Source organism: Faecalicatena contorta, from assembly GCF_001404335.1.
In the GTDB taxonomy this organism is placed as follows: domain Bacteria; phylum Bacillota; class Clostridia; order Lachnospirales; family Lachnospiraceae; genus Faecalicatena; species Faecalicatena contortus_B.
Genome location: NZ_CYZU01000057.1, coordinates 1 through 24,202, shown reverse-complemented (window position 1 = coordinate 24,202; position 24,202 = coordinate 1). Strand labels below are relative to the sequence as shown.

The following is a 24,202-nucleotide window of genomic DNA, read 5'->3' as shown; positions in this document are numbered from 1 at the left end:
CGCAGTGCATTCATCTTTCAGTAATAAGTGCCTGATATCTGCGTCATAGTTGTGCCTGCTTTCGCGACGGCGCAGTAATTCCTACGTCCAGCGAAAACAGGTGCAGCTATGGCATAGAGAGCAGGTGCTTATTGCTGAATGATTAGTGCTGTGCTGTACTCGTTTGTTTTTTTATAAAATCCTCATATAATGGTGACATATTTCGCAATTCCCCTACGATAGTTTTCAGCTTTTCTACTACAAAATCCAGCTCTTCTTTTGTCGTCTCCTCACTCAGCGTCATGCGCAGGGAGCCATGTGCAATCTCATGGGGAAGCCCGATGGCAAGCAGCACATGGGACGGATCCAGAGAACCTGAGGTGCAGGCTGAACCGCTGGATGCACAGATCCCGTTCATATCCAGTTTGATCAAAAGAGATTCCCCTTCCACAAACCGAAAACTAAAATTCACATTATTCGGAAGCCTGTTTTGTCTGTGGCCGTTCAGCCTGCAGTAAGGTATCTCCTTTTCAATCCTTCCGATCAAATAGTCTCTGAGCTCGGTTTCTATTGCAGTGCGTTCTTTGAGCGAACCTGCCGCACGCTCCACCGCCTTGCCAAAACCGACAATGCCCGGCACATTTTCCGTGCCCGCACGGCGCTTTCTCTCCTGCGCGCCGCCGTGAATAAAGGAGCGGATCTTCACGCCTTTTCTAATATATAAGAAGCCAATGCCCTTCGGCCCGTTCAGCTTATGGGCGCTGGCACTGAGCATATCAATATGACAGGCATCCACGTCAATCGGCACCTGGCAGAAAGCCTGCACCGCATCCGTATGGAACAGGATCCCGTGCTCATGTGCAATCTCACCAATCTCGCGTATGGGCTGAATTGTACCGATCTCATTGTTCGCAAACATCACAGATATCAATATGGTATCCGGTCGAATGGCCGCTTTCAGCTCATCCAACTTCACGGTACCGTCCTCGTCTACATCCAGGTATGTCACGTCAAATCCGTTTTTCTTCAAGAAATCCGCCGTGTGGAGTATAGCGTGGTGTTCAATCTTCGTTGTAATAATATGTCTGCCCTTTCCTGCATAAGCCTCCGCAGATGCTTTCAGCGCCCAGTTATCCGCTTCCGAACCGCCTGCGGTAAAATAGATCTCGTTCCCTTTTGCACCGATCGCCTCTGCGATGATCTCTCTCTGTCTTGTAATCACATCCTTATTGGCAGCTGCAAATCCATAAACGCTGGACGGGTTGCCGTAATATTCCGTAAAATAAGGAAGCATCGCCTCCACTACCTCTGGTGCTGTCTTTGTGGTTGCAGCATTATCCAAATAAATCAGTTTATTCATTCTTATACATCCTCCTTATAAGTATCAGCCGGCTGGTCCGGTTTTTGTCTGCGGTCATCCTGTTCTATTTACGCAGGACTATAAAAATCCTCAATTCTTACATCCGGTCTGTCCATGTATGTCCTGGCACCCCATCTTCTTGCTTTCCTCGACCAGCTGGGCGAGCTTTATCTCATCGACCGTCTGATTGATGCTCTCGTTGATGCGCTGCCATACATATTTAGTAACGCAGCTGTCCGCTGCTTTGCAGCCCTCCTCGGGATGCAGTCCCGAACACTCTACCGGCTCCAGGCTGCCTTCGAGGGCCCGCAGAACATCGCCCACGGATATCTCTTCCAAATTCTTTGCCAACACATAACCGCCGCCGGCGCCCCGGATACTTTTGACCAGTCCCGCTTTTTTCAGCATAGACATCAGCTGCTCCAGATACCGTTCGGATATTCCCTGCCTGTCCGAAATGTTTGTAATGGAAACCGGCTCATTCTCACTGTACTGCGCAAGGTCAATCAGCGCACGCAGACCATATCTTCCTTTTGTAGATAATTTCAAATCATCACCTTCTTACTGAATCATACTCCGCCAACCCGATTCTGTCCTCTGTTAGCATTCCACAGAGCCCTTAAATAATTCCTAGTGTTTTAATCCCTAGTACTTTAATCCCTACCATTTTATTCCCTAGTAATTTACTAGGATTTCTTCTTTTGTAGAATACCACCCGTTTTCAGTTCTGTCAAGACGGAAACAGGAATATGTTGTAAAAATATGTTTTTTTAGGAGATACCCTTGTCCAGAAAACAAACCATCATACGCGGAACCTTTATTCTAACCGCAACCGGATTTCTGTGCCGGTTTATGGGATTCTTCTATCGGATTTTTCTGAGCCATACATTCGGTGAAGAAGGCGTCGGCCTGTACCAGCTTATTTTTCCGGTCTATTCACTCTGTTTTGCGCTCACCGCCGCAGGATTGGAAACCGCCATATCCAGGACGGTCGCCCAGAAGGTCTCCCTTGGCCGAAAAAAAGAAGCCCGGCAGATCCTCATGATCGGCCTCGTCCTGTCCGTGCTGCTGTCCTGTGCCTGCGTCTTAATCCTGCAGGGAAATGCAGCCTACATAGCCGAAAAATTACTGGGAGACGCCCGCTGTGAACCTCTGCTGATTCCGCTCTCTTATGCACTGCCGTTTGCGGCCATTCACAGCTGCATCTGCGGATACTGTTATGGCATGAAGGAAACAAAAATCCCGGCCCTTTCCCAGGTAGTAGAACAGGTAACCAGAATTATTTCTGTCTATGTGTTCTACTTAATTCTAATGAAAAAAGGAGACGATGTCACAATCACGATCGCAGTCCTCGGCCTCGTCATCGGTGAAATGCTCTCCGCCCTGTACGCCGCCAAGTCCCTGACGCGAAGCAGTCATGTCCTGTCGCACCTGAATATTACATATACAGATTTTGTCCATCGTTTCAGAGAATTGATGCCCCTGTCACTGCCGCTGACCGCCAACCGGGTACTGATCAACCTTTTGCAGAGTATCGAGGCCATCTCGATCCCTGCACGGCTGCAGCTATACAACCATTCTACCAGTGAAGCGCTCAGCATCTACGGTGTCCTGACCGGTATGGCCCTGCCCTGTATCCTGTTTCCATCCGCCATCACCAGTTCGATCTCCATCATGCTCATGCCCACGGTTGCAGAGATACAGACTACAGACAACCGGGATGACATGGTCAACATCATAAAAAAAGTGGCCGGATCCTGTTTCATCCTGGGCCTGAGCTGCTGTTTCATTTTCCTGGTCCTTGGTAATTGGATGGGCACTGTCCTGTTCGGAAGTTCCACTGCTGGCAAATTCATCATCACTCTGGCCTGGATGTGCCCGTTTTTATACACAAACTCCGCCCTGTTAAGCGTCATCAACGGCCTGGGCAAAACGGCTTACACCTTCCTCATCAACTCCCTCGGACTGATCATCCGGATCGGCAGCGTATTCGCAGCCATCCCTCTGTTCGGAATCCAGGGATACCTCTGGGGAATGCTGGCGAGCCAGTTGATCGTAAGTATCTGCGCCGGAATCGTACTCAAAAAAGAAATATAGGGAGCGAGGGACGTGGGAGCGGATGAGGGGGCGCCTGCCTGGGATGGGGAACGGATGCCTCGGGAAAAAAAGCAGCGGGGGCTGGGAGTACCCCGCTTATGGAGAAGTCCTAACGCAAAAGAAACCGCCCATGAGGGCACGTACAACATGCAACGGGAAAGCCTGATGCTTTCCCGTCTTAGGTTGTACTGAAAAGTGATTTGGTAAATCACTTTTCATCCCTCATGGGCGGTTCCTTTTGCGTAAGGACTTCTAAACCATGCGCTCTATACTCCCAGCCCCCGCTGCTTTTTTTCCCGAGGCATCCGTTCCCCATCCCAGGCAGGCTTGGCTTCATCAAATCGGCAGGTATACATCGCTTCCAGGGAGGGATTTCTAACGGGGGCAGCGTATGGAATTGGGTTAGCGTAGGGTGCATCCATAAGAAAGCTAATATAGGGCCGCGCCTTTCCTTACCAACATCTACCGCGCCGCCAGTACGATCCACCGCCCCCGTCAGCGTTGCCCTCCCGGGGCATGGGGCACTTCTGACCGGATGAGCCAAGCCCCGGGAACCGGACATAGGGGCAGCTGGAAGCGTCTTATGGCTGTTAGCTGGAGTTGAGTTAAAAGGAAGGACAACAGAGGTAATTTTTGTGATTCCGAATCACAAAAATTCCTGGCCCCAGCGCGCGAAGCCATCGGGCTTCGGGTGATGTGGCCAGGTTGCCTCTGTTGTCCTTCCTTTTTACTCTACTCCAGCTTACAGCCATAACCCGTTTCCAGCTGCCCCTATGTCCGGTTCCCGGGGCGCCCCTCCGCCTACAAAGTCCCCAGATACCCCTGCATAAGTATAGGATTTACGTATGCTTCGAGTATGATCCCCACCAGCATGGTGAGTCCCAGAAATATACTTTTCTGTGTATTCCATTTGTTTTGGGGATAAGTATAGCTGTACCAGATGATGACCATGTATGCTGGAACATAGAGAAGGAACTGGGGGAGGATTCCTACGATACAGAGGATACTTCCCTTGATTCCCATGCTCAGAACTGCCATTGACAGGAGCATGCCGCTTGAAAAGCCCGTCCATACCAGAAATGCTATGGATGCCGCTTTCCGCATTTTTGTGAATGCCAATCCCAGCAGGATGAGAAACGGAACGGCCCGAATCTTGATCAGATACCATATGTATTCCTCGGCCACAATCGAGACTGACTGATACTGTTTTAAAAAATAGTCGCTGAATATTCCAGGTTCTGCTGTATATTGCTTCATAATCAGATTCACATACAGTATCCCTAATAAAAAACCCGGCATGAAGAAAGCAAACAGCTGTTTCCTCGTATGAAGTATCTTCACAGGCGTTCCTCCTATTGCTAAGATATTTCATTATATGCCGGGGTTTCTTTTTTATTCTCTTTTTCCGTATTTCGAATCATAGGCAAGCAATGCGGAGACAGTCTTCGCATCCTGCATCTCACCAGTAAAAATCATTTCCTTTAATTCTTCTATTGTATAAGCTTTCAAATCAATAAATTCATCCTCGTCCAGATGCTGCTTTGACGGAATCAGATTCCGGGCTACGTAGACTTCGATTCTCTCATTGCAGAACGCCACTGTTGTACGGAGTGTAATCAGCCAGTCCAGATCCTCGCTCCGGTAGCCTGTTTCCTCCTCCAGTTCCCTTCCTGCACATACAATCCCGGGCTCATCTTCTTTGTCCAAGGCTCCGGCCGGGACTTCCAGTGTATCACGTTCCAGCGCATTGCGGTACTGCTTCACCATCAGGATTCTGCCGTCATCGGTGACCGGCACAACCGCGGCCGCACCCTTGTGCTTGATAAAATCCCAGGTCACGGTATGATCGCCGTCAATCTCCATGGTGTCCTGGTAAAAGTCAATAATATTGCCTTTAAACTTCAGTTCCCGGTTTAATCTTTTAATTTGTCCGCTCATAAAATGCTCCTTTTTCGTTCCTACAGTGAGGACACAAACTTTTCTATTCTGTCGAGCCCTTTTTCAATGGCTTCTAAAGAAATAGCATAAGACAAACGCACAAAATTGTCAAACCCAAAATCAGCGCAGGGGACAACCGCCACCTGATAATCTTCTATCAAAATCTCCGCTGCTTTTGCCGCAGTACCGATCTTTTGACCCTTGTAAGATTTTTCGAGGACATTGGTAAAATCTACGAACACATAAAATGCTCCCTCCGGCTCCAGCAGATCCAGAAGCGGCATTGCCGAAATCCTCTCATACATGTATTTTCTTCTCTTATCAAATTCAACCCTCATCTCTTCGAGCGCCGACTGGTCTCCTGTCAGTGCCTCTAATGCGGCTTTCTGCGCGATGGAATTCGGGTTGGATGTCTGATGGGACTGCACGCTGCCCATCATCTTGGCGATCTCTGTGCCGGATCCTGTATATCCGATTCTCCAGCCTGTCATAGCATAGCTCTTGGAAACTCCGCTGCAGGTAATGGTTCTTTTATAAATTTCTTCACCAAGGGAAGCAATGCTCACATGCTTCTTCCCATCATAGATAAGATACTCATACATCTCATCCGCTACAACATAAAAATCTTTTGCAACAGCTATCTCAGCGATTGCACGAAGTTCTTCCTCTGAGTACACCATGCCCGTCGGGTTGCTTGGAGTATTTAAAATCAAAGCCTTTGTCTTATCAGTCACAGCTTCACGAATCTGCTTTGCAGTTACTTTATATCCATTATCCTTGGAGCCATACAAAAATACAGGAACGCCATCAGCCAGTTTCACAATCTCCGGATAAGTAAGCCAGTAAGGTGCAGGAATAATCACTTCATCTCCCGGATTCAGAAGCACTTCAAAAATATTTGTCAGAGAATGCTTGCCCCCGTTGCTGATCACGATCTGATTTGGCTCGTAGTTAAGACCATTAAACTCTCTAAACTTATCACTAACCGCCTTTTTCAGTTCCACAGTTCCTGATGCGGGCGTATACTTCGTAAACCCTTCCTTAATGGCTCTGATAGCCGCCTCATTAATATTATCCGGAGTATTATAATCCGGCTCGCCGGCTCCAAATCCAACGATATCAATCCCCTCTGCCTTCAAAGCCTTTGCCTTCGCAGTAATAGCCAAAGTAGATGAAGGCTTCACGCTCGCAGCCTTTCTTGATAAACTAAGTGACATATTAACATCCTCCAATTCCATACATTCTACATATAAAATATAAATAACACATTATGGTTATTAATTATAATATACGATCCCAGTATTTGCAAGTTATATTTCCATAGAATTCCTAATTCATTATTTTTACACCATTTTGCGCAAATTTATCCATATTTTTGCAATTTATTCTTTTTCCTCCTTCATTTCTTTTTATCCCCATCACGCATCCCTCTCTTCAGCTATACCTCCTTATCCCCACCCAATCAAGTTTCCTCTGAATCTCCCATCCGCCGCCTCCCGCCAGGATGCACCCAGCGCCGCTGCGCAGGAGAAGGGAATGCGGGACGGCGCGCCCTCCCTCCACTAAAAAAGCCCTCGTCTTACGACAAGGGCTAAACTTGATCTGATATAAATTATTTCGCGTAATCCGTAACACGCGATTCGCGAATTACATTTACTTTAATCTGGCCTGGATATTCCAACTCAAATTCAATCTGTTTTGCAATTTCTCTGGCCATAAGTACCATGTCATCATCAGATACCTGGTCCGGAACTACCATAACTCGAATCTCTCTACCTGCTTGAATAGCAAAAGACTTTTCAACACCTTTAAACTGGTTTGATATTTCTTCTAATTGTTTCAATCTGTTTGTGTATGTTTCAATTGTTTCTCTTCTTGCACCTGGTCTTGCTGCAGAAATTGTGTCAGCCGCCTGAACTACGCATGCAATCAATGTCTGAGGCTCTACATCGCCATGATGTGATTCCACTGCATTGATTACCGTCGGAGACTCTTTGTACTTTCTGCAAAGATCTGCGCCAATCTGAATATGTGAACCTTCCACGTCGTGGTCAATTGACTTGCCGATATCGTGCAGGAGTCCGGCACGTTTCGCCATCCTGACGTCCAGGCCGATCTCACCGGCCAGAAGTCCTGACAGCTGGGCAACCTCTATAGAATGCTTAAGCGCATTCTGGCCATAACTGGTTCTGAACTTCATTCGTCCGAGCAGACGAATCAATTCCGGATGGATTCCCGGCACGCCAACTTCCAGAGACGCTGCCTCTCCTTCTTCCCGGATCATCGTGTCCACTTCTTTTTGTGCCTTTTCTACCATCTCCTCGATTCTGGCAGGATGGATACGTCCATCCACAATCAATCTCTCAAGGGCAATTCTTGCTACTTCCCTTCTGATCGGGTCAAATCCTGACAATACAACCGCTTCCGGCGTATCATCGATAATCAGCTCGACACCTGTCAGTGTCTCGAGGGTTCTGATATTCCTTCCCTCACGGCCGATGATTCTTCCCTTCATCTCATCACTTGGGAGCTGCACTACGGAAATTGTAGTCTCAGCCACATGGTCAGCCGCACATCTCTGGATTGCATTGACAACGTACTCTTTGGCCTTCTTGTCCGCATCTTCCTTTGCCTGTGTTTCCAGCTCTCTTACCATCTTGGCTGTGTCATGCTTCACATCTTCTTCAACAGTTTTCAACAGATATTCTTTTGCTTGTTCGGAGGTAAGTCCTGAGATTCTTTCTAGTTCCTGTACTCTTTTCTGACTAAGTTCTTCTACTTTTGCTTCACGCTGCTTCAGTTGCTCTTCTTTTGCTGTAAATTTGACTTCACGCTGTTCGATCGCCTCTGACCGTTTGTCAACGGCCTCTTCTTTTGCAAGCACCCTTTTCTCATAACGCTGCAATTCGGCTCTTCTTTCCTTTGTCTCTTTTTCAAGGTCATTCTTCGTCTTGATCGACTCTTCCTTCACCTCTAAGAGAGCTTCTTTTTTCGTTGTCTCAGCAGTCTTTACGGCATCATCAATTATTTCTCTTGCCTTTGCTTCGGCATTGCCAATCTTGGAATCTGCATTCTTCCTGAGATTGGATATCGTTACAAAGTGAGTAATAATACCAACTATCAACGCGAGGGCTACAGCAATAACAATACTTATCATTGTTGGCACAGGAGCACCTCCTTGTTCAATTTTCATTGTACATTCTTGCTTAAAATACAACAGTTAAATTTTATACTGTTTTCACAACTATGTCAAGCATTCTCATCATTATTTTGTATCACTTGACGGATGTCGTCATAACGGAACCCTTTTCGCGATAAATAGCCATATAATTTACGCATTTCTTCCTCTGTCGCCTCCGCCGGAATCACCCTTTTCTTCCTGATAATCTGCCGGATTGCATCCTTTTCACTGTTGGATTCAAAGCATTCCTCAAATGCCAGCTCAATTTTGTCAGGCGCCACACCCCTGCCGCACAGCAGGGCATAAATCTCGCGCCTGCTTTTGGATGCCTTCCTGCTCTCTATAAATTGTCTTGCATACCGCTCATCATCAAGATATCCAAATGATTTCACGTAGGACAATGCTGCTTCTATGGCTTCCTCCGGGTATAACCCCTGTTTCAGCTTATCCCTGAGCCCGGACTCGGTGCGGTCCATATCCTCCAGAAGATGCATGGCTCTTAACTTGGCACGCTTGATAACGACCTTTTCCAGAACTTCACTGTAATTCTCTTCCTCGATCTGCGCTCCTTCTTTGATACCATAACGGGCCAGTTCGCCCTTGTATAAGACAAAGGCGAACCGGCCGTCCAGAAAGACTTTAGACTTTGTTTTCGTTACAGCATCCAGCTTTGTAACTGTCATCCTATACTTCCCCCGGTGCTTTCACTTCCGTTTTTCCCGGTTCGGGCGCTTTTGAGTCCTTTGCCTTTTTTGTCAGCTTCAGTTCCTCCGCTGCTTCTTCCTCGCCTTCACCGTTCAGCTTATAGTGGGCACGCACTTTGCGGTCCAGCTCTTCCATCACTTCCGGGTGCTCTGTGAGGTATGCCTTGGCGTTCTCTCTTCCCTGTCCGATCTTCTCGCCTTCATACGCATACCATGCGCCGCTCTTCTTCACCAGGTCAATCCCTGCTGCCAGATCCAGAATATCCCCCTCCTTGGAGATCCCTTTTCCAAACATGATATCAAATTCGGCCTCTTTAAATGGAGGCGCGATCTTATTCTTGACAATCTTGATCCTCGTACGGTTCCCGACCATCTCGCCGCTCTGCTTCAGGGTCTCGATCCTTCTGACATCCATTCTGACGGATGCATAGAACTTCAGAGCACGTCCTCCCGTTGTTGTCTCGGGATTTCCAAACATCACGCCCACCTTCTCACGCAGCTGGTTGATGAAAATAACAACACAGTTAGACTTACTGATAACGGGAGTCAGCTTTCTCAGGGCCTGTGACATCAGTCTCGCCTGTAATCCCACGTGGCTGTCACCCATATCCCCTTCGATCTCCTGTCTCGGCACCAGAGCCGCCACAGAGTCAATAACAATAATATCAATCGCACCCGAACGCACCATTGTCTCCGTAATCTCAAGCGCCTGGTCTCCGCTGTCCGGCTGGGAAATATAAAGTTCATCTATATCAACACCAATACTCTTCGCATATACAGGGTCCAATGCATGTTCCGCATCAATAAACCCGGCAATCCCTCCCCTGTTCTGTACTTCTGCAATCATATGTAGTGCAACGGTCGTCTTACCGCTGGACTCCGGTCCATAGACTTCGATCACACGCCCCTTCGGCACGCCGCCCAGTCCCAGCGCCAGATCCAGGCTCAGGCAGCCCGTCGGCACCGTCTCCACCGCAACATGGGCTCCCGGTTCACCGAGCTTCATAACCGTCCCTTTCCCAAAATCCTTCTCTAACTTCGCAATCGCCGCATCCAGCGCTTTTTTCTTATCTTCATTTCCATTAGCCATATGTCGGTACTCTCCTTCTCACTTTTCGAACAATTGTTCGTTTTCTAATAATATACTATTATACTTATTGTAAAATGTCAACAACAATTTCACAACCTCATTATACAATTTTACATGTCCTATAAACAGGACTTTACTTTAGTTTTTATATGAATCTTCTAAAATCTGCAAGCTAATCTTCCATAAGATTCACCGCCTCTCCTTATCTAGTATAAGCCAATCTAAATACCTTACTGTTTCGCTGGCCTGATTTTCTGATAGCACAGACGCAAAATCATTCTCACCGAACCAGCAAGGCTTTTAAAACTAGTTAAAACCATGGAATATTTTGGACGAACGCCACATTTATAAAAAGAAATCTAAGAATGATAGATTTGTAAACTAATTTTAGCACCCCTCTGCGAATAAAACAATCCCTTTCAAGCCACATTGTGAAGCCATATTATTACGATGTTACACTTCGCACCCCAGCCAACATCTAAATCGGGAGTTAGCGAGCGAGCTTCAGTCTCGGTCGCGGATAGGGACGCTCCATGAAGGGATAGCCAATTCCATCCGCCTCCCCCGTCTCGGGCGCCACTCTGGGGACGAGTTCTTTACTGCCGGTCGGATGAACCAGCCAAGCGGACTGTAAGCGGCAAGCCCTCCGGCCTGTATGGTCGGTTTAAAACGCCTTATAGCGGACGACTAGAAGCTCTTAGAGAACCGGAGGGCTTGCCGCTTACAGTCCGCTTGGCGTCCCCTTATCATCCGTACACATGCCAGAACTCGTCTTTCGAATTCCTTACTGCTTTTTTACAACTTCCCCCTGTTTTTTATAGATACTCCCCCCCGGCACATACCCTCTGACAGATGAGAGCGGGTAGATATTACTATGGCTTCCAACCACGGTTCCCGGATTCAGCACGCTGCCGCACCCTACCTCGACTTCATCCCCCAGCATGGCGCCGAACTTCTTCATGCCCGTCTCAATGTTTCCTTCCGGTGTTTTTACAATAACCAGTTTTTTATCGGATTTCACATTGGAGGTAATAGAACCTGCTCCCATGTGTGATTTATAGCCAAGAATGGAATCTCCCACATAATTGTAATGTGGTACCTGTACTTTATTGAACAGGATCACGTTTTTCAATTCTGTAGAATTGCCGACTACCGCGCCTTCGCCTACGATTGCATTGCCTCTGATAAATGCACAGTGCCTGACCTCGGCTTCTTTCCCAATAATGACCGGCCCGTTAATATATGCGGTGGGAGCCACCTTTGCGGATTTGGCAATCCAGATATTCTCGCCGCGTTTTTCGTACTCTTCCTCGTCTAAAGTCTCTCCCAATTGCAGAATAAAGCCGCTGATTTTCGGCAGGACTTCCCATGGATAGGTCACACCGTCGAATATACCGGCAGCAATTGTCTCTTCCAGTGTATAAAGCTCTTTTACAGTTAATTCCGTCATTTTCTTTTCCTCCTACTTCTCCGCCGGCTCAGTGAACTTCCGGTAGCCGGTCTGAAAATCTACTTCATTTTTTATGTTGCCGTCTGTCAGAATTGCTTTTAAATTATATGCCGCAATTTCTACAATAGATTCCAAAATCTGCTGCATATGGTACTTTCCAGCCACATGAGGGGTGATCAGCAGGTTCGGCGCATCCCACAGCGGAGAATCCGGCTCCAGAGGTTCCTGCTCCGTCACATCGATGGCCGCGCCCCCCAATCTGCCACTGTGCAGGGCATCGCACAGATCCATGGTTGGGATCAGGCTTCCCCGCCCAACATTGAGCAGAATTGCCCCTTTTTTCATTTTCTCCAGGCGCTCCCGGCAGAACAGTCCCTCTGTCTGCGGAGTGCCTGGAAGCGTACATGCCACAATATCCGCTCTCCCAAGCAGCGCATCCAGTGCATCCAGCTGATACAGTTCTTCCAGATAATCCGGCTTTTGCGCCTTATTTCTGCGGATTCCGATGACATGGCTGCCCATCAGGTGCATCTTCTGTGCAAACTGTCCGCCGATATCGCCCAGGCCCACGACCAGGGTCACAGAGTCCGCAATGGAATTCACCTTCCCCTCATCTTTCCATGCATGTGCACGCATATTGCGCTCATATAAGTGCAGTTTCTTTATCAGCATCAGCGAGGCTCCCAGCATATATTCAGAAATCGCCAGCCCATAGGCGCCTGTGGCATTCGCCAGTTTTGCACCGGGAGGCATGACGCCCGGAACAGTGTAAGGGGCGGCCCCTGCACTATCCAGCTGCAGTAATCTAAGGCCCGCAGCATCCTTCAGATACTCTGGCTTAACATTTCCCAGTATAATCTCCGCCTGTTCGGCCATTTCCTGATCCACGTCCTTCTGTGCTCTGTACACAAAATGAGCGCCGCTGCCTATAATCCGGGCCGCTGTGTCTTCCAGGTATTGCCGGTGCTTCTGTTCAACCGGAATGGTAACCAATATTTCTTTCATGCCTCTCCTCCTTACTTACTTTTGCCCTTATTTTCTTTATAGAATCTGGCTGCACGGTCATAGCATCCGCGGAGCTGGTACTGGTTGTTCAGCCCTTTTACTCCGTTGGTCCTGCTGACGATAAAGTGATCCAGCTTCCTCATGTACTCATCCGGCGTAATATCACCGTCTGCCACATAAGTCAGCCCCTTCTCCCAGCTGGCCGTCAGCTCGGGATTCAGAAGCGACTTGATGGAATTATCTACTACGTCAAACACCATTTCGCCCTGCAGTGTAGGTGTAATAATCTGGGTCTTTTTATTCAGGCCCAGATACTCGATATGGATCAGCTTTTTCAGGATTTCCGCACGTGTCGCACTGGTTCCGATTCCGCTTCCTTTGATCTGCGCACGCAGTTCCTCGTCTTCGATGAGCTGCCCCGCATTTTCCATCGCCAGGATAATGGAACCGGAATTGTACCGTTTCGGCGGAGAGGTCTCTCCCTCTTTGATATCCAATGCCTTCACAGGAAGGACAGCGCCCTTCTTCAGACTCTGTATCACCTGGAAGAAACTGGTGTCCAGATCCTGAGCGCCGCTGTTCTCACCGCTGTCACCGTCCCCGCTGTTTTCTCCGGTTTCCGCATTGTTTTCCTTTCCCTGTGCGGAAACGTTCTTCTTTGCCTGAGGTACACCCGTCACTTTCAGGTAACCTTCCTCTGCCAGTACCTTAAAACTGGAAAAGAAACTCTCTTCTTTGATCTTTGTGGTTATGGACACCTTCTGATACACCGCCGGAGGATAAAAAATACTCAAAAATCTTCTCACAATACATTCATACACTCTCGACGCAGTCGCGGAAACCGAGCTGAGGGCTCCCAGCCCCTGGCCCGTCGGTATGATCGCGTAATGGTCCGTTATCTGCTTATCGTTAACATACCTGGTCTTTGCCAGGCCTTTGTGGCTTCCAAATCCCAGGATATCCTGCAGATAAGGCGCGGCCGCCGGGTACTTGGAAAGTCCGTTCAGATTCCTGCTGATCTCCTTTGCCACGGCTGTGGACAGCACCCTGGCGTCCGTTCTCGGATAAGTAACCAGCTTCTTTTCATACAACTCCTGTACGATCCTGAGCGTTTCATCGGGGCTGATCTTGAACCGTTTGGAGCAGTCATTCTGAAGCTCCGCCAGATTATATAGCAGCGGCGGATTCTTTTTCTCTTTCTTTTTCTCAATGGCTGCAATCTGGCATGTCACGGGTTCCGGTTCCTTCAGGTAATCCACCAGTTCCTCTGCCTTCTCCCTCTTCTTAAATCCATTCTCCTTGTACAGGTCAAAGGACTCGAAGAAGCGGGACCCCTTGACGGCACGCCACTCTCCCTCAAAGTTCTGCCCTTCTGCCTCAATGGTGCTCAGAACACGGTAGAACGGCGTCTTAACAAAGTCCCTGATCTCCCGCTCTCTGCGGACGATCATCCCCAGCACACAGGTCATCACGCGCCCTACCGATATGACCGCATACTTGGTGCGCAGATAATTGGATATGCTGTTCCCATATTTCAGCGTCAGAAGACGGGAAAAATTGATCCCCATCAGATAATCTTCCTTTGCCCTCAAATAGGCAGAAGCACTGAGATTATCGTATTCCGATAAATCCTTCGCCTCCCTGATTCCGCGTAAAATCTCTTCTTCGGTCTGGGAATCGATCCAGACCCTCTTTCTTTTTTTGCCCTCCACATGCGCTTCCTGCTCAACCAGGCGGTAGATGTATTCCCCTTCCCTTCCGGAGTCGGTGCACACATAGATCGTATCTACATCCGCTCTTGTAAGCAGCCCGCTCACAATCTGAAACTGTTTGGCCACCGAGGGAATGACCTCGTATTTAAAGTCTTCCGGAATAAACGGAAGGGTATTCAGGCTCCAGCGCTTCAGCGCAGGGTCGTACTCCTCCGGATAGCTCATCGTAACCAGGTGCCCGACGCACCATGTCACAATCGCCTCGTCCGATTCCAGATAACCGTCTTTTCGTCTTGTATTCAATTTTAATGCCTTTGCGAATTCCTGGGCCACACTCGGCTTCTCCGCTATGTATACTGATTTCCCCATAAATACTTATACTGCCTGCTTTTCTCTTTATTCTCCCAAAAAGCTGCACCGCCGTAGCAGAAAAAACTTCTGCCGCTGCTGCCCCGGGAGTAAAATACAGTAACAGTTCAGACCGGTCTGAACTGTTACAAAATATATTACCTTACTGTAAAATGATATGCAGTCATGGTGGAGTAGGTCTCCCCTGCCCTGCATACCGGGCTCTCGAAGTTATCATGATGTATGGCATCCGGAAAATACTGTGTTTCAAAGCAGACTGCCGCCCGCCTTGGATATACCGCCTGCTTCTTTCCCGGTTCCTGATCCAGAAAATTAGATGTATATATCTGCATACCCGGCAGGTCTGTCCACACCTCCATAATAATGCCGCTCACGTCACCGGCCGCTTCCGCTACTTTAGCAAATTTTCCATTATTTTTCAATACCCAGTTGTGGTCATACCCCTGGCCAAGACGTGTTGCCTCGTAGTCTGCATCGATCCCGATGCCGATTTCCTTTGGTTTTCTAAAATCCATCGGCGTACCGTCTACAGCCGTCAGTTCTCCCGTTGGAATTGACTCGGCGTCCGCTCTTGTAAAGTAATCCGCATCCACCGTCATCCGGTGCTTCAGCACATCACCGCTGCCATGGCCGTTCAGGTTGAAATAACTGTGATTTGTCATATTAATGACCGTGTCCTGATCCGGAACTGCATGGTACTTCATGCGCAGGGTGTTATCCTGGGTCAGTTCATAAGTCACCCGCATATCGAGCGCTCCGGGAAATCCCTGGTCACCGTCCGGGCTGTGAAGAACAAATGTAATACTTTCCCCGGACTTTTCCTCCACTTTCCAGAACCTTTTATTATAATAGGCCGTTCCGCTGTGCAGATTATTGTTATTGTCATTTTTCTCCAGCGGATAGGTAATCCCGTCCAGTTCAAAGCAGGCCCCGCCGATGCGGTTTGCATTTCTGCCAACCGGTGCGCCGAAGGATGCACCGCCAGCCTCATATGCAGCGGAATCATCATACCCCAGTACGACATCCACCGGTCTGTCCTCTTTGTCCAAAACCGTCAGTTCCACAAGTGCAGCTCCGTAATCCGTCACGGATATGTTCATCCCGTTCTTATTTGTTAACGTATACAAAAATGCAGTCTGCCCATTTCCTGCTGTCCCAAATTCTTTTTCTGTCAATGTTCCCATCTTCTGTCTCCTCCGTTCTCATCGAAATAATTTTCTCAGGCGCCGCAGGAATGATGGCTTTTCGGCCGGTTTTTCCTGGCGCTTAGTATGCAGCGCTTCTTTCATAAATACTTCCTGGGCGCTGATTCTTTTCTCCGTCTGCTCTTTCTTTTTATAGGTTCCGTCGCTTTGCATCACTCGTGCTTTTACATTATCAGCCAGCATGATATTCAGGCCCCGGACCAGACGCCGCCTAATGGCCTCGTCATAGATGGGGCAGGCTACCTCCACCCGCTTTTCCGTATTGCGTGTCATCATATCCGCAGAGCCAATATAAACCTTCTGCGAAGCACCGCTTCCGAACACAAACACCCGGGGATGTTCCAAAAATCTTCCCACAATGCTGGTCACCGTCAGGTTCTCCGTCTCCCCCGGAATTCCCGGAAGGATACAGCAGATTCCGCGCACGAGCAGGTCAATCTTAACCCCCGCCCTGGAGGCTTCCGCCGCCTTATTTATAAAATCCATATCCGTTACGGAATTCATCTTCATAATAATCCTGCCCTCAGTGCCTTTTTGGATCTCCTCATCCATCAGCATCAGCACCTTTGGCTTCAGGCTTGTCGGCGACACAATCAAATGCTGATAGGCGCCGTCCAGGTTCCCTATGGACATATTCTTAAAAAATACCGCCGCATCCTCCCCGATAGACTGGCTGGATGTAAGCAAAGTATAGTCTGTGTACATCTTTGCGGTCTTCTCGTTATAATTGCCGGTCCCAATCTGGGTAATGTATTTGATCTCATTCTTATTCCTGTAAGTAATCAGGCAGATCTTGGAATGAACCTTGTAGCCTTCAAAACCGTAAATGACACGGCATCCGGCCTCCTCCATCCGTTCAGACCAGTCGATGTTATTCTGCTCGTCAAACCGTGCCCTGAGTTCAATCAGAGCCGTCACCTCTTTCCCATTCTCGGCCGCCGCACAAAGATATTCCACGAGACGGGTTTTCTTTGCCAGCCGGTAAATGGTAATCTTGATTGTCATGACATTGGGATCCACGGATGCTTCTTTGATCATCTGGAGAAACGGCTCCATGGACTCATAGGGGAAGGAAAGCAGAATATCACGCTTCTTCACCTGGGCCAGTACGCTGCCCTCTGAGACGGAAGGGGACGGCTGCGGTGAAAACGGCTCGTCAATCAGCGACCTCCTCATGGAAACCGGAACCTTTTCTGCAATTGCAAACATATAATCCAGCTTCATAGGCATCTTTGTGCGGAAAATACAGGATGGGGTTATATTAAACTTATCACAAAAATACTTCTCCATCTCTTTTGTAAGAGGATCGGCAGTCTCCAGGCGCACAACCGCCATCCTTTTTCTTTTATGCAGCGTTTCCTTCATGATAAAACGAAAATCTTCATTATCCGCAAAAGCCTCATCATCCGGTGAAATATCCGCATTGCGCGTTACACAGATGTAGTTTTTTTCTGATACCTGATACTGCTCAAATACAAGGTCCAGATATTCCATAATTACCTTCTCCATCCGGATATATCTGATATCATGTCCGGGCAGATACAGGATATCGGAGATGAACTGCGGCACGGGCACAATCCCCATCATACTTTTATTATCCATTTTCAGGTCCGCCACCACATAGATCTCTTTATTCAGCAAATGAGGGAACGGGTGGTTTGCATCCACAATCTGCGGCGACAGGACAGGAAGCACCTGCTCTTTGAAATATTTCTTCACGTACTTCTTCTCCTGGGGATCCAGCTCCTTAAAATCCAGACCGCACACGCCGTACGGATGGAGCTGCTTTTTAATATCCGCATAGGTTTTATCCCGTTCTTTATACAGCGGCGCCACAGCCGCATATATGGCGTCCAGCTGTTCCTCCGCTGTCATGCCGGACTTGCTGTCTACGGTCTTGTTATCAACAGAGGCCATATCATACAGGCTTCCGACACGTATCATAAAAAATTCATCCAAATTGCTCGTAAAAATTGCGACAAACTTCATCCGCTCCAAAAGCGGCACACTATCATCACGCGCCTCCTCCAACACCCGCTGGTTAAAACGCAGCCAGGACAGCTCTCTGTTTTGTGTATAGTCTAATGTCTTTCTGCTCATACTCTCTTCCTCATCTTTCACAGTAATATCCTTAAGGCACAGGGCTGCCGCTCTTTTAATGAAGCGGGCTGCCGGATTCCCAACGGGCATCCGCTTTCGGGTATAAATACCTGAAATCCCATGATGACCTTAGCATGCATTGAGGTGCCTTTCTATCCTGATTACATAAAATATTGTTAAATCCTTGTTAAAACTGCAGACCTGCCGCCCCTCAGCCTTCCATAATTTTCACAAAAAAAGTACGGTTTCTGGGGCCGTCGTATTCACAGAAATACAAATCCTGCCAAATCCCAAGCAGGATCTCCCCGTCATTCAGAATCAATGTCTGTGACGCCCCTGTCACGGCAGTCTTCATATGCGCATGGGAATTTCCCTCCGCATGACGGTAAAAAGGCGCTTCCAGAGGAAATACTTCCTCGAATCCGGCAAGCATATCGTGCACAACATCGGGATCCGCGTTCTCATTGATCGTAAACCCTGCTGTCGTATGCGGAGAGTATACGACGATAATTCCATCCTTCACTCCGCTCCTGGCCACATCCTCTCGCACCATATTGGTTACCTTTGTCATCTGCTGTGCATTCTTTGTAGAAATGTGATGTTCAAACAAATTCATATTCCGGCCTCCTTTTCTTTTAACAGTCTGCTTAAGTGGCAGTTATTGATTTTACGATGTACCAGTAATGCTGCTTTGCTGCGTATTATTGTGTAAGGTATTCCATCAGCCTGCCGTATTCCTGCTCCATCAGCTGATATCCATGGTCATAAAACGCGGTCAGCGTCTCCGTGTTCCGTTCCATCCTGGCTACCGGCTTCACAAGCGGACGCAGCACAAATATCTTCCCCTGTCTCTCCAGTGTCTCCAGATGGTTCATCGTACGGTTATAGTAAAAACTTCTGGTCAATATCGCCCTTACCAGGTTCGGATAGGATCTGTAGGCTCTTCGGTATACCTCCGCCAGTCCGGAAGATATTTTCTTCTTTCTGTATCCCGCATTTCTGGTCAGAATGACCACGACCTTGTCATTGCCCAGCTCCATTGCATGCTTCAACGGTACACTGTCCGCAAGCCCTCCGTCCAGATAGGGGACATCGTCTATCTTCACAATCGGCGTCACCAGCGGCATGCTTGAAGACGCACGGCAAATCTTCATGAGCCTCTCTTTTTCACTGTTCTCTTTGAAATACTCCGCTTTTCCGGTCAGACAATTGGTTGCCACCAGTTCGCACTCTATCTCGGACTGAAAATAAGTCTCATAGTCAAACGGATAGATTTGATTCGGAAAAATGTCGAAAATCAAATCCATATTCATCAGGCTGCGCTCTTTGACAAACTTCCGGAAACCATAATAATAACTGCCGCTTTTATCTGTAGGTATCATGCAGTCCCTGGTTCTGCCCGGCTGCCTGGAAACATAGTCCACTGCATTGCACGCCCCGGCCGAAACTCCGATCACATGTGACATATACACTTCCTGCTCCATCAGATAATCCAGGACTCCCGATGAAAATACTCCGCGTGTTGCTCCGCCTTCCAAAACTAATGTTGCTTTCTGCATAAATTCTCCTCGCTTTCTTTTCTCATTATATAACGATTTTCTCTATTCGAAAACAACAAACTTTTAATTTTCGTGAAAACCGCCCGAAACCTTGCCATTTCCATCCATCTCATGTTAATATAAGCGTTGGGATTACAGGAACATGAATATAAAGGAGATTATGCTATGATCAGTGCAAATAATGTAACCTTGCGCGTTGGTAAAAAAGCGCTGTTTGAAGATGTCAATATCAAATTTACAGAAGGAAACTGCTACGGTATGATTGGCGCCAACGGCGCGGGAAAATCTACGTTTCTAAAGATTTTATCCGGTCAGCTGGAACCTACCAAAGGCGAGGTCAATATCACACCGGGGGAACGTCTTTCCTTTCTGCAGCAGGATCATTACAAATACGACGAGTTTATCGTGCTTGACACCGTAATTATGGGGAATGCGCGTTTGTATGAGATTATGAAAGAAAAGGAAGTCATCTATGCAAAAGAAGATTTTACGGATGAGGACGGAATCCGGGCAAGTGAGCTGGAGGCGGAATTTGCAACCATGAACGGCTGGGAGGCGGAATCAGACGCAGCCACCCTCCTGAACGGCCTCGGCATCGACACAGAACTCCATTACAAATATCTGAAAGATCTGACTGGCGCAGAAAAGGTTAAGGTACTTCTTGCCCAGGCATTATTCGGCAACCCGGATATCCTGCTTCTGGACGAGCCCACCAACCACCTGGACCTGGATGCAATCGCATGGCTGGAAGAATTCCTGATCAACTTTGACAACACGGTCATCGTCGTTTCCCATGACCGTTACTTTTTGAATAAGGTATGTACGCAGATAGCCGATATTGACTACGGCAAGATCCAGCTATACGCCGGCAACTATGATTTCTGGTATGAATCCAGCCAGCTGCTGATCCGTCAGATGAAGGAAGCCAACAAGAAAAAGGAAGAAAAGATCAAGGAACTGCAGGATTTCATCTCCCGGTTCAGCGCGAACGCTTCCAAGTCCAAGCAGGCAACCTCACGTAAGAGGGCTTTGGAAAAGATCGAACTGGATGAGATCAAACCGTCCAGCAGAAAATATCCATACATTGATTTTCGTCCGGACCGTGAGATCGGGAACGAAGTTCTTTCCGTAGAAGGGCTTTCCAAGACCATTGACGGAGAAAAAATACTGGACAACCTTACCTTTACGCTCGGACACGATGATAAGGTTGCCTTTGTCGGCAGCAACGAGCTTGCCAAAACGGTATTGTTTAAAATCCTGATCGGGGAAATGGAGCCGGACGAAGGAACATATAAATGGGGAATCACCACCACACAGGCGTATTTTCCAAAAGACTTCGGCGGGGAGTTTGATAATGACTATACCATCACCGAATGGCTCACCCAGTATTCCGAGAACAAAGATGTGACCTATGTCCGCGGGTTCCTCGGCAGAATGCTCTTTGCCGGTGAAGACGGTGTGAAGCGCTTAAGGGTTCTTTCCGGTGGAGAGAAGGTTCGCTGTCTGCTGTCCAAGATGATGATTTCCGGCGCCAACGTCCTGCTGTTGGATGAGCCGACCAACCATCTGGATATGGAGGCAATCACCGCACTCAACAACGGGATGATTAAATTCCCGGGAGTTCTGCTTTTCACATCCCGTGACCACCAAATTGTGCAGACAACCGCCAACCGGATCATGGAAATCGTACCGGGCGGTAAACTGATCGATAAGATCACGACCTATGACGAGTACCTCGAGAGCGATGAGATGGCTAGAAAACGGCAGACATACAGCGTCGTTACGGAAGAGGATGATTAAAATTTTATTGAGCAGGGAATTTTAATTGGTGGGGACGCCTATCTGAAACGGGGAGAGGGATGCCTCCCGGAGAAATGGGGATGGTTCCGGATGTAACCCGTTTGCGGAGAAGTACTAACGTAAAATGAGCTGCCCACGAGGGCACGTACAACATGCAGCCAGAAAGCCTGATGCTTTCTGGCCTTAAGGTTGTACTGGAAAGTGATTTTGGTAAATCACTTTCCATCCCTCGTGGGCAGTTCATTTTGCGTAAGTACTTCTAGTACAGCAGTGCATTAATCTTTCAGTAATAAGTGCCTGATATCTGCGTCAGAGGTGTGCCTGCTTTCGCGACGGCGTAGTGGTTCCTACGTCTAGCGAAAGCAGGTGCAGCTATGGCGTAGAGAGCAGGTGCTTATTGCTGAATTATTAGTGCACTGCTGTACTAGACCGCGCACTCTAAACATCCGGAACCATCCCCATTTCTCCGGGAGGCATCCCTCTCCCCGTTTCAGATAGGCTGGGCGCATCAGGATTGTAAGATACCCGCTTTTTGGGGAAATTGGCGGGAGCAGCGGATTGGGTTGGATGGGCAGGACAGTTGTATAAGGGGCAGGTTGTTTTATCCCTGCATTCCTATGATTATTCCTAGTATATATGGGATCAGCCAGATTGACCAGACTATGATGCTGAACTTGTGGAATACTTTTTTGGCTTTTTCATTGTTTTTTGCAAGTATGACTGCCGCCCAGACGGCATGAAATGCCATTAAGAGAAGGGCAATCAGGCCTGTTATTGTATGCAGGTTGAGTGAAAAGCCGGTACCTGATATTTTGCCCATGATTGTCGTTCCTGTGGTATCACAGATAAAGCCCATCCAGAATACTAGGACGTGCCATTTCATTAATACTCCTTTTTTCTTTTCGCCAAATACCCCGATTGTATAGAATGTAAGCGCCAGGGTCATAAAAATAATCGCTGCGATCAGTAATTTAGACATATAAACCTCCCAGTTGAATGATGCAAAACGTTTTTCATGGCTTCTTAATGCTGTTTATACTTATAGTAATTGCGGCCGAACAGAAGGCCGGCCCCGAATAGGGCGGTGCCGAGTCCTGTATAAAAAACAGCGATAAATACATCCGGCGCAAGGTTAAATGAACGGATTGAAATCCCGAATATCATCATAAAGGCCATGATGCAGAATGATTTGATGTCGAAAAATTTTAAAAAGAACTGTAATTCCTCCTCGTATTTCTGTATCCTGTCGGTATGTTTCACCGTCAGTTTATAAAAGACCATAAACCAGAATATAAGAAAAACGACGGCTGAAAGGAACAGGTTTAAAATTGTAACATATCCTGTATAGGATTTGATTCCTATACGAAGAATATTGAATCCCGCCGCAAGCCATACGAGACTTGCTATTATCAATAAATTTTCTTTTTTTACTTTCATGTTGAACCTCCGAAAACATCTGAACATTGTTCATTTTGGGTCAAAATTTACCCACTCCGAAAGTGGGGACACATTTTGCCTGAGTCTCTGTGTACCGGCACGTTAAGTCCGCTGAATAGGGCTGGCAGACTTACGCAGGTTTCAGACGATGGATTAATAAAGACATCTCTTTACGATCTCCAGCAGTCCTGCACTATTTTGCTGAGTATCCGTCAGCGATGAAAAAAAGATCATAAGGATATAGTCTGTAAACAGTTCCGGTGTCAGGCATTCATTAAATGCATCTTCCCTCACGCTGGAATCTTTCTTTAATATTTCCAGAAGACTTTCCTTTAATTGGGTGAAATATTCCTCCATCCTTCTGCGTCCTCTCACTTTATCCTCTGAGGCAAAACTTAGCGCATGCATGGAAAAAAACTCCGGATATTTCCGTCCTCCTTCTTTCATGCTCTCATACATCCATGAAAGGCAGTCCGCAAAACATACAAACCTGGGATTTCCGCCTGATAAATGAAAAATGTCCTTCCAAATACTTTCAATTGCCGCACATAGCAGATCAGATTTGGATGGAAAGTAATTATAGATCGAGCCGACCGCTACATTACACTCTGCAGCAACAGAACGCATATTGACGGCAGAAAGCCCTTTTTCTTTCACAATTCTCTGACAGGCTTCGATAATTGCCTCTTCTGACGTAGCCGTCAAGTTCATTTAAAACACCTCCTGCGCGAAACTGAACATCATTCATTTTGAATAATACTCCATCAAGTGCTACATGTCAAGTGGCAGAATGGATGGGCAGATGCCGTTACTGTGCACGCCCGCAGGGTGTGAGCAGTAACATTCCATTCCAATATCATAAAACAGGTATCCGCAATCCCGTCCGGGATTATGGATACCTGTTTTGCATTCTTTACGTTGTTCATAACGCTTCGAGTAAAGCTTCTTTGCCTTCTTCGGGACTTTCTATTCTTCTTTTAATTCCTGTCAGGTAGTCTAAAACATCTACCCATTCATTTGTTGGATAGTCTGTGCTTTTAATTCTTTCTATACAATTGATCAGCTCCCTGTGAAAATCATCTTTCCGCAAATCAGAAATATAGCTGGCGCCTACCTGATGCGCCAAAGTTACTATTCACAGTCGATTAGGGCATGACAAATAGAGCGGGTGTCATTTCCGCTTGATTTTTCATATTTGAATCGACTTTCAAAGAGG

At 47.6% G+C, this 24,202-nt stretch carries 21 protein-coding genes; 2 read left to right on the top strand and 19 right to left on the bottom strand.

The features are described from left to right. Positions 1-142: 142 nt before the first annotated feature. Both nifS and ARB69_RS21065 read right to left on the bottom strand, forming a co-directional pair. On the bottom strand, positions 143-1,339 hold the full coding sequence (gene nifS / locus ARB69_RS21070) for a cysteine desulfurase NifS (protein WP_055154922.1): 1,197 nt from the start codon (positions 1,337-1,339) through the stop codon (positions 143-145). Positions 1,340-1,429: 90 nt separating this feature from the next. Next, positions 1,430-1,888 (bottom strand): RrF2 family transcriptional regulator, encoded by a 459-nt coding sequence (locus ARB69_RS21065; protein WP_050642542.1) that lies wholly within the window; start codon positions 1,886-1,888, stop codon positions 1,430-1,432. A 234-nt stretch (positions 1,889-2,122) separates the two neighbouring features. Between ARB69_RS21065 and ARB69_RS21060 the strand changes: the two genes are divergently transcribed. Further along, a complete protein-coding gene (locus tag ARB69_RS21060; protein ID WP_055154921.1) occupies positions 2,123-3,436 on the top strand; it encodes a polysaccharide biosynthesis protein in 1,314 nt (437 codons plus the stop codon). Between the two features lie 801 nt (positions 3,437-4,237). Here the strand turns inward: ARB69_RS21060 and ARB69_RS21045 are convergent. The 13 genes from ARB69_RS21045 to ARB69_RS20985 all read right to left on the bottom strand — a co-directional run bounded on the left by ARB69_RS21045 (position 4,238) and on the right by ARB69_RS20985 (position 19,749). Further along, positions 4,238-4,777, bottom strand: a complete 540-nt coding sequence (locus ARB69_RS21045) for a hypothetical protein (protein WP_025657734.1) — start codon at positions 4,775-4,777, stop codon at positions 4,238-4,240. 51 nt (positions 4,778-4,828) lie between these two features. Beyond that, complete coding sequence (locus ARB69_RS21040) at positions 4,829-5,374, bottom strand: NUDIX hydrolase (protein ID WP_055154918.1); 546 nt, start codon at positions 5,372-5,374, stop codon at positions 4,829-4,831. A gap of 20 nt (positions 5,375-5,394) precedes the next feature. Continuing rightward, complete coding sequence (locus tag ARB69_RS21035) at positions 5,395-6,591, bottom strand: pyridoxal phosphate-dependent aminotransferase (RefSeq protein WP_050642546.1); 1,197 nt, start codon at positions 6,589-6,591, stop codon at positions 5,395-5,397. Between the two features lie 395 nt (positions 6,592-6,986). Then, positions 6,987-8,531 carry a ribonuclease Y gene (gene rny / locus ARB69_RS21030; protein WP_153921739.1) on the bottom strand — a complete coding sequence of 515 codons (1,545 nt, stop codon included), beginning with the start codon at positions 8,529-8,531 and terminating at the stop codon, positions 6,987-6,989. A gap of 92 nt (positions 8,532-8,623) precedes the next feature. Continuing rightward, complete coding sequence (locus ARB69_RS21025; RefSeq protein WP_055154917.1) at positions 8,624-9,238, bottom strand: regulatory protein RecX; 615 nt, start codon at positions 9,236-9,238, stop codon at positions 8,624-8,626. 1 nt (position 9,239) lies between these two features. Beyond that, positions 9,240-10,349 carry a recombinase RecA gene (gene recA, locus ARB69_RS21020; RefSeq protein WP_050642549.1) on the bottom strand — a complete coding sequence of 370 codons (1,110 nt, stop codon included), beginning with the start codon at positions 10,347-10,349 and terminating at the stop codon, positions 9,240-9,242. A gap of 784 nt (positions 10,350-11,133) precedes the next feature. Beyond that, the gene (locus ARB69_RS21015) at positions 11,134-11,799 is read right to left on the bottom strand and encodes a UDP-N-acetylglucosamine pyrophosphorylase (RefSeq protein ID WP_050642550.1); all 666 of its coding nucleotides are present in this window, start codon (positions 11,797-11,799) and stop codon (positions 11,134-11,136) included. A 12-nt stretch (positions 11,800-11,811) separates the two neighbouring features. Further along, positions 11,812-12,804 (bottom strand): D-2-hydroxyacid dehydrogenase, encoded by a 993-nt coding sequence (locus ARB69_RS21010; protein ID WP_055154916.1) that lies wholly within the window; start codon positions 12,802-12,804, stop codon positions 11,812-11,814. An 11-nt stretch (positions 12,805-12,815) separates the two neighbouring features. Then, entirely contained in the window at positions 12,816-14,885 is a 2,070-nt protein-coding gene (locus tag ARB69_RS21005; protein WP_050642552.1) for a DNA topoisomerase, read from the bottom strand. 137 nt (positions 14,886-15,022) lie between these two features. Further along, positions 15,023-16,069, bottom strand: a complete 1,047-nt coding sequence (locus tag ARB69_RS21000) for an aldose epimerase family protein (protein WP_050642553.1) — start codon at positions 16,067-16,069, stop codon at positions 15,023-15,025. Between the two features lie 18 nt (positions 16,070-16,087). Continuing rightward, on the bottom strand, positions 16,088-18,190 hold the full coding sequence (ppk1, locus tag ARB69_RS20995; protein WP_050642808.1) for a polyphosphate kinase 1: 2,103 nt from the start codon (positions 18,188-18,190) through the stop codon (positions 16,088-16,090). A gap of 211 nt (positions 18,191-18,401) precedes the next feature. Beyond that, positions 18,402-18,806 carry a secondary thiamine-phosphate synthase enzyme YjbQ gene (locus tag ARB69_RS20990; protein ID WP_025657745.1) on the bottom strand — a complete coding sequence of 135 codons (405 nt, stop codon included), beginning with the start codon at positions 18,804-18,806 and terminating at the stop codon, positions 18,402-18,404. An 85-nt stretch (positions 18,807-18,891) separates the two neighbouring features. Then, the gene (locus ARB69_RS20985) at positions 18,892-19,749 is read right to left on the bottom strand and encodes a patatin-like phospholipase family protein (RefSeq protein ID WP_055154915.1); all 858 of its coding nucleotides are present in this window, start codon (positions 19,747-19,749) and stop codon (positions 18,892-18,894) included. A 165-nt stretch (positions 19,750-19,914) separates the two neighbouring features. On the opposite strand from ARB69_RS20985, the gene ARB69_RS20980 reads away from it, so the two are divergent. Then, positions 19,915-21,549, top strand: coding sequence for an ABC-F family ATP-binding cassette domain-containing protein (locus tag ARB69_RS20980; RefSeq protein WP_050642555.1), 1,635 nt, complete (start codon positions 19,915-19,917; stop codon positions 21,547-21,549). A gap of 601 nt (positions 21,550-22,150) precedes the next feature. On the opposite strand, the gene ARB69_RS20975 is transcribed toward ARB69_RS20980, so the two are convergent. The 4 genes from ARB69_RS20975 to ARB69_RS20960 form a co-directional block, all read right to left on the bottom strand. Beyond that, on the bottom strand, positions 22,151-22,528 hold the full coding sequence (locus ARB69_RS20975) for an HsmA family protein (RefSeq protein ID WP_055154914.1): 378 nt from the start codon (positions 22,526-22,528) through the stop codon (positions 22,151-22,153). Positions 22,529-22,572: 44 nt separating this feature from the next. After that, positions 22,573-22,986: a hypothetical protein gene (locus ARB69_RS20970; RefSeq protein ID WP_050642557.1), complete on the bottom strand. Its 414-nt coding sequence runs from the start codon at positions 22,984-22,986 to the stop codon at positions 22,573-22,575. Between the two features lie 153 nt (positions 22,987-23,139). After that, complete coding sequence (locus ARB69_RS20965) at positions 23,140-23,697, bottom strand: TetR/AcrR family transcriptional regulator (RefSeq protein WP_055154913.1); 558 nt, start codon at positions 23,695-23,697, stop codon at positions 23,140-23,142. A gap of 211 nt (positions 23,698-23,908) precedes the next feature. Then, positions 23,909-24,112 (bottom strand): hypothetical protein, encoded by a 204-nt coding sequence (locus ARB69_RS20960; RefSeq protein WP_055154912.1) that lies wholly within the window; start codon positions 24,110-24,112, stop codon positions 23,909-23,911. Positions 24,113-24,202 lie beyond the last annotated feature (90 nt).

Coding starts and splice junctions, on each gene's coding strand:
- nifS (WP_055154922.1), bottom strand. CDS start 1,339: ATGAATAAACTGATTTATTTGGATAATGCTGCAACCACAAAGACAGCA.
- ARB69_RS21040 (WP_055154918.1), bottom strand. CDS start 5,374: ATGAGCGGACAAATTAAAAGATTAAACCGGGAACTGAAGTTTAAAGGC.
- ARB69_RS21035 (WP_050642546.1), bottom strand. CDS start 6,591: ATGTCACTTAGTTTATCAAGAAAGGCTGCGAGCGTGAAGCCTTCATCT.
- rny (WP_153921739.1), bottom strand. CDS start 8,531: ATGATAAGTATTGTTATTGCTGTAGCCCTCGCGTTGATAGTTGGTATT.
- ARB69_RS21025 (WP_055154917.1), bottom strand. CDS start 9,238: ATGACAGTTACAAAGCTGGATGCTGTAACGAAAACAAAGTCTAAAGTC.
- recA (WP_050642549.1), bottom strand. CDS start 10,349: ATGGCTAATGGAAATGAAGATAAGAAAAAAGCGCTGGATGCGGCGATT.
- ARB69_RS21015 (WP_050642550.1), bottom strand. CDS start 11,799: ATGACGGAATTAACTGTAAAAGAGCTTTATACACTGGAAGAGACAATT.
- ARB69_RS21010 (WP_055154916.1), bottom strand. CDS start 12,804: ATGAAAGAAATATTGGTTACCATTCCGGTTGAACAGAAGCACCGGCAA.
- ARB69_RS21005 (WP_050642552.1), bottom strand. CDS start 14,885: ATGGGGAAATCAGTATACATAGCGGAGAAGCCGAGTGTGGCCCAGGAA.
- ARB69_RS21000 (WP_050642553.1), bottom strand. CDS start 16,069: ATGGGAACATTGACAGAAAAAGAATTTGGGACAGCAGGAAATGGGCAG.
- ppk1 (WP_050642808.1), bottom strand. CDS start 18,190: ATGAGCAGAAAGACATTAGACTATACACAAAACAGAGAGCTGTCCTGG.
- ARB69_RS20990 (WP_025657745.1), bottom strand. CDS start 18,806: ATGAATTTGTTTGAACATCACATTTCTACAAAGAATGCACAGCAGATG.
- ARB69_RS20985 (WP_055154915.1), bottom strand. CDS start 19,749: ATGCAGAAAGCAACATTAGTTTTGGAAGGCGGAGCAACACGCGGAGTA.
- ARB69_RS20980 (WP_050642555.1), top strand. CDS start 19,915: ATGATCAGTGCAAATAATGTAACCTTGCGCGTTGGTAAAAAAGCGCTG.
- ARB69_RS20975 (WP_055154914.1), bottom strand. CDS start 22,528: ATGTCTAAATTACTGATCGCAGCGATTATTTTTATGACCCTGGCGCTT.
- ARB69_RS20970 (WP_050642557.1), bottom strand. CDS start 22,986: ATGAAAGTAAAAAAAGAAAATTTATTGATAATAGCAAGTCTCGTATGG.
- ARB69_RS20965 (WP_055154913.1), bottom strand. CDS start 23,697: ATGAACTTGACGGCTACGTCAGAAGAGGCAATTATCGAAGCCTGTCAG.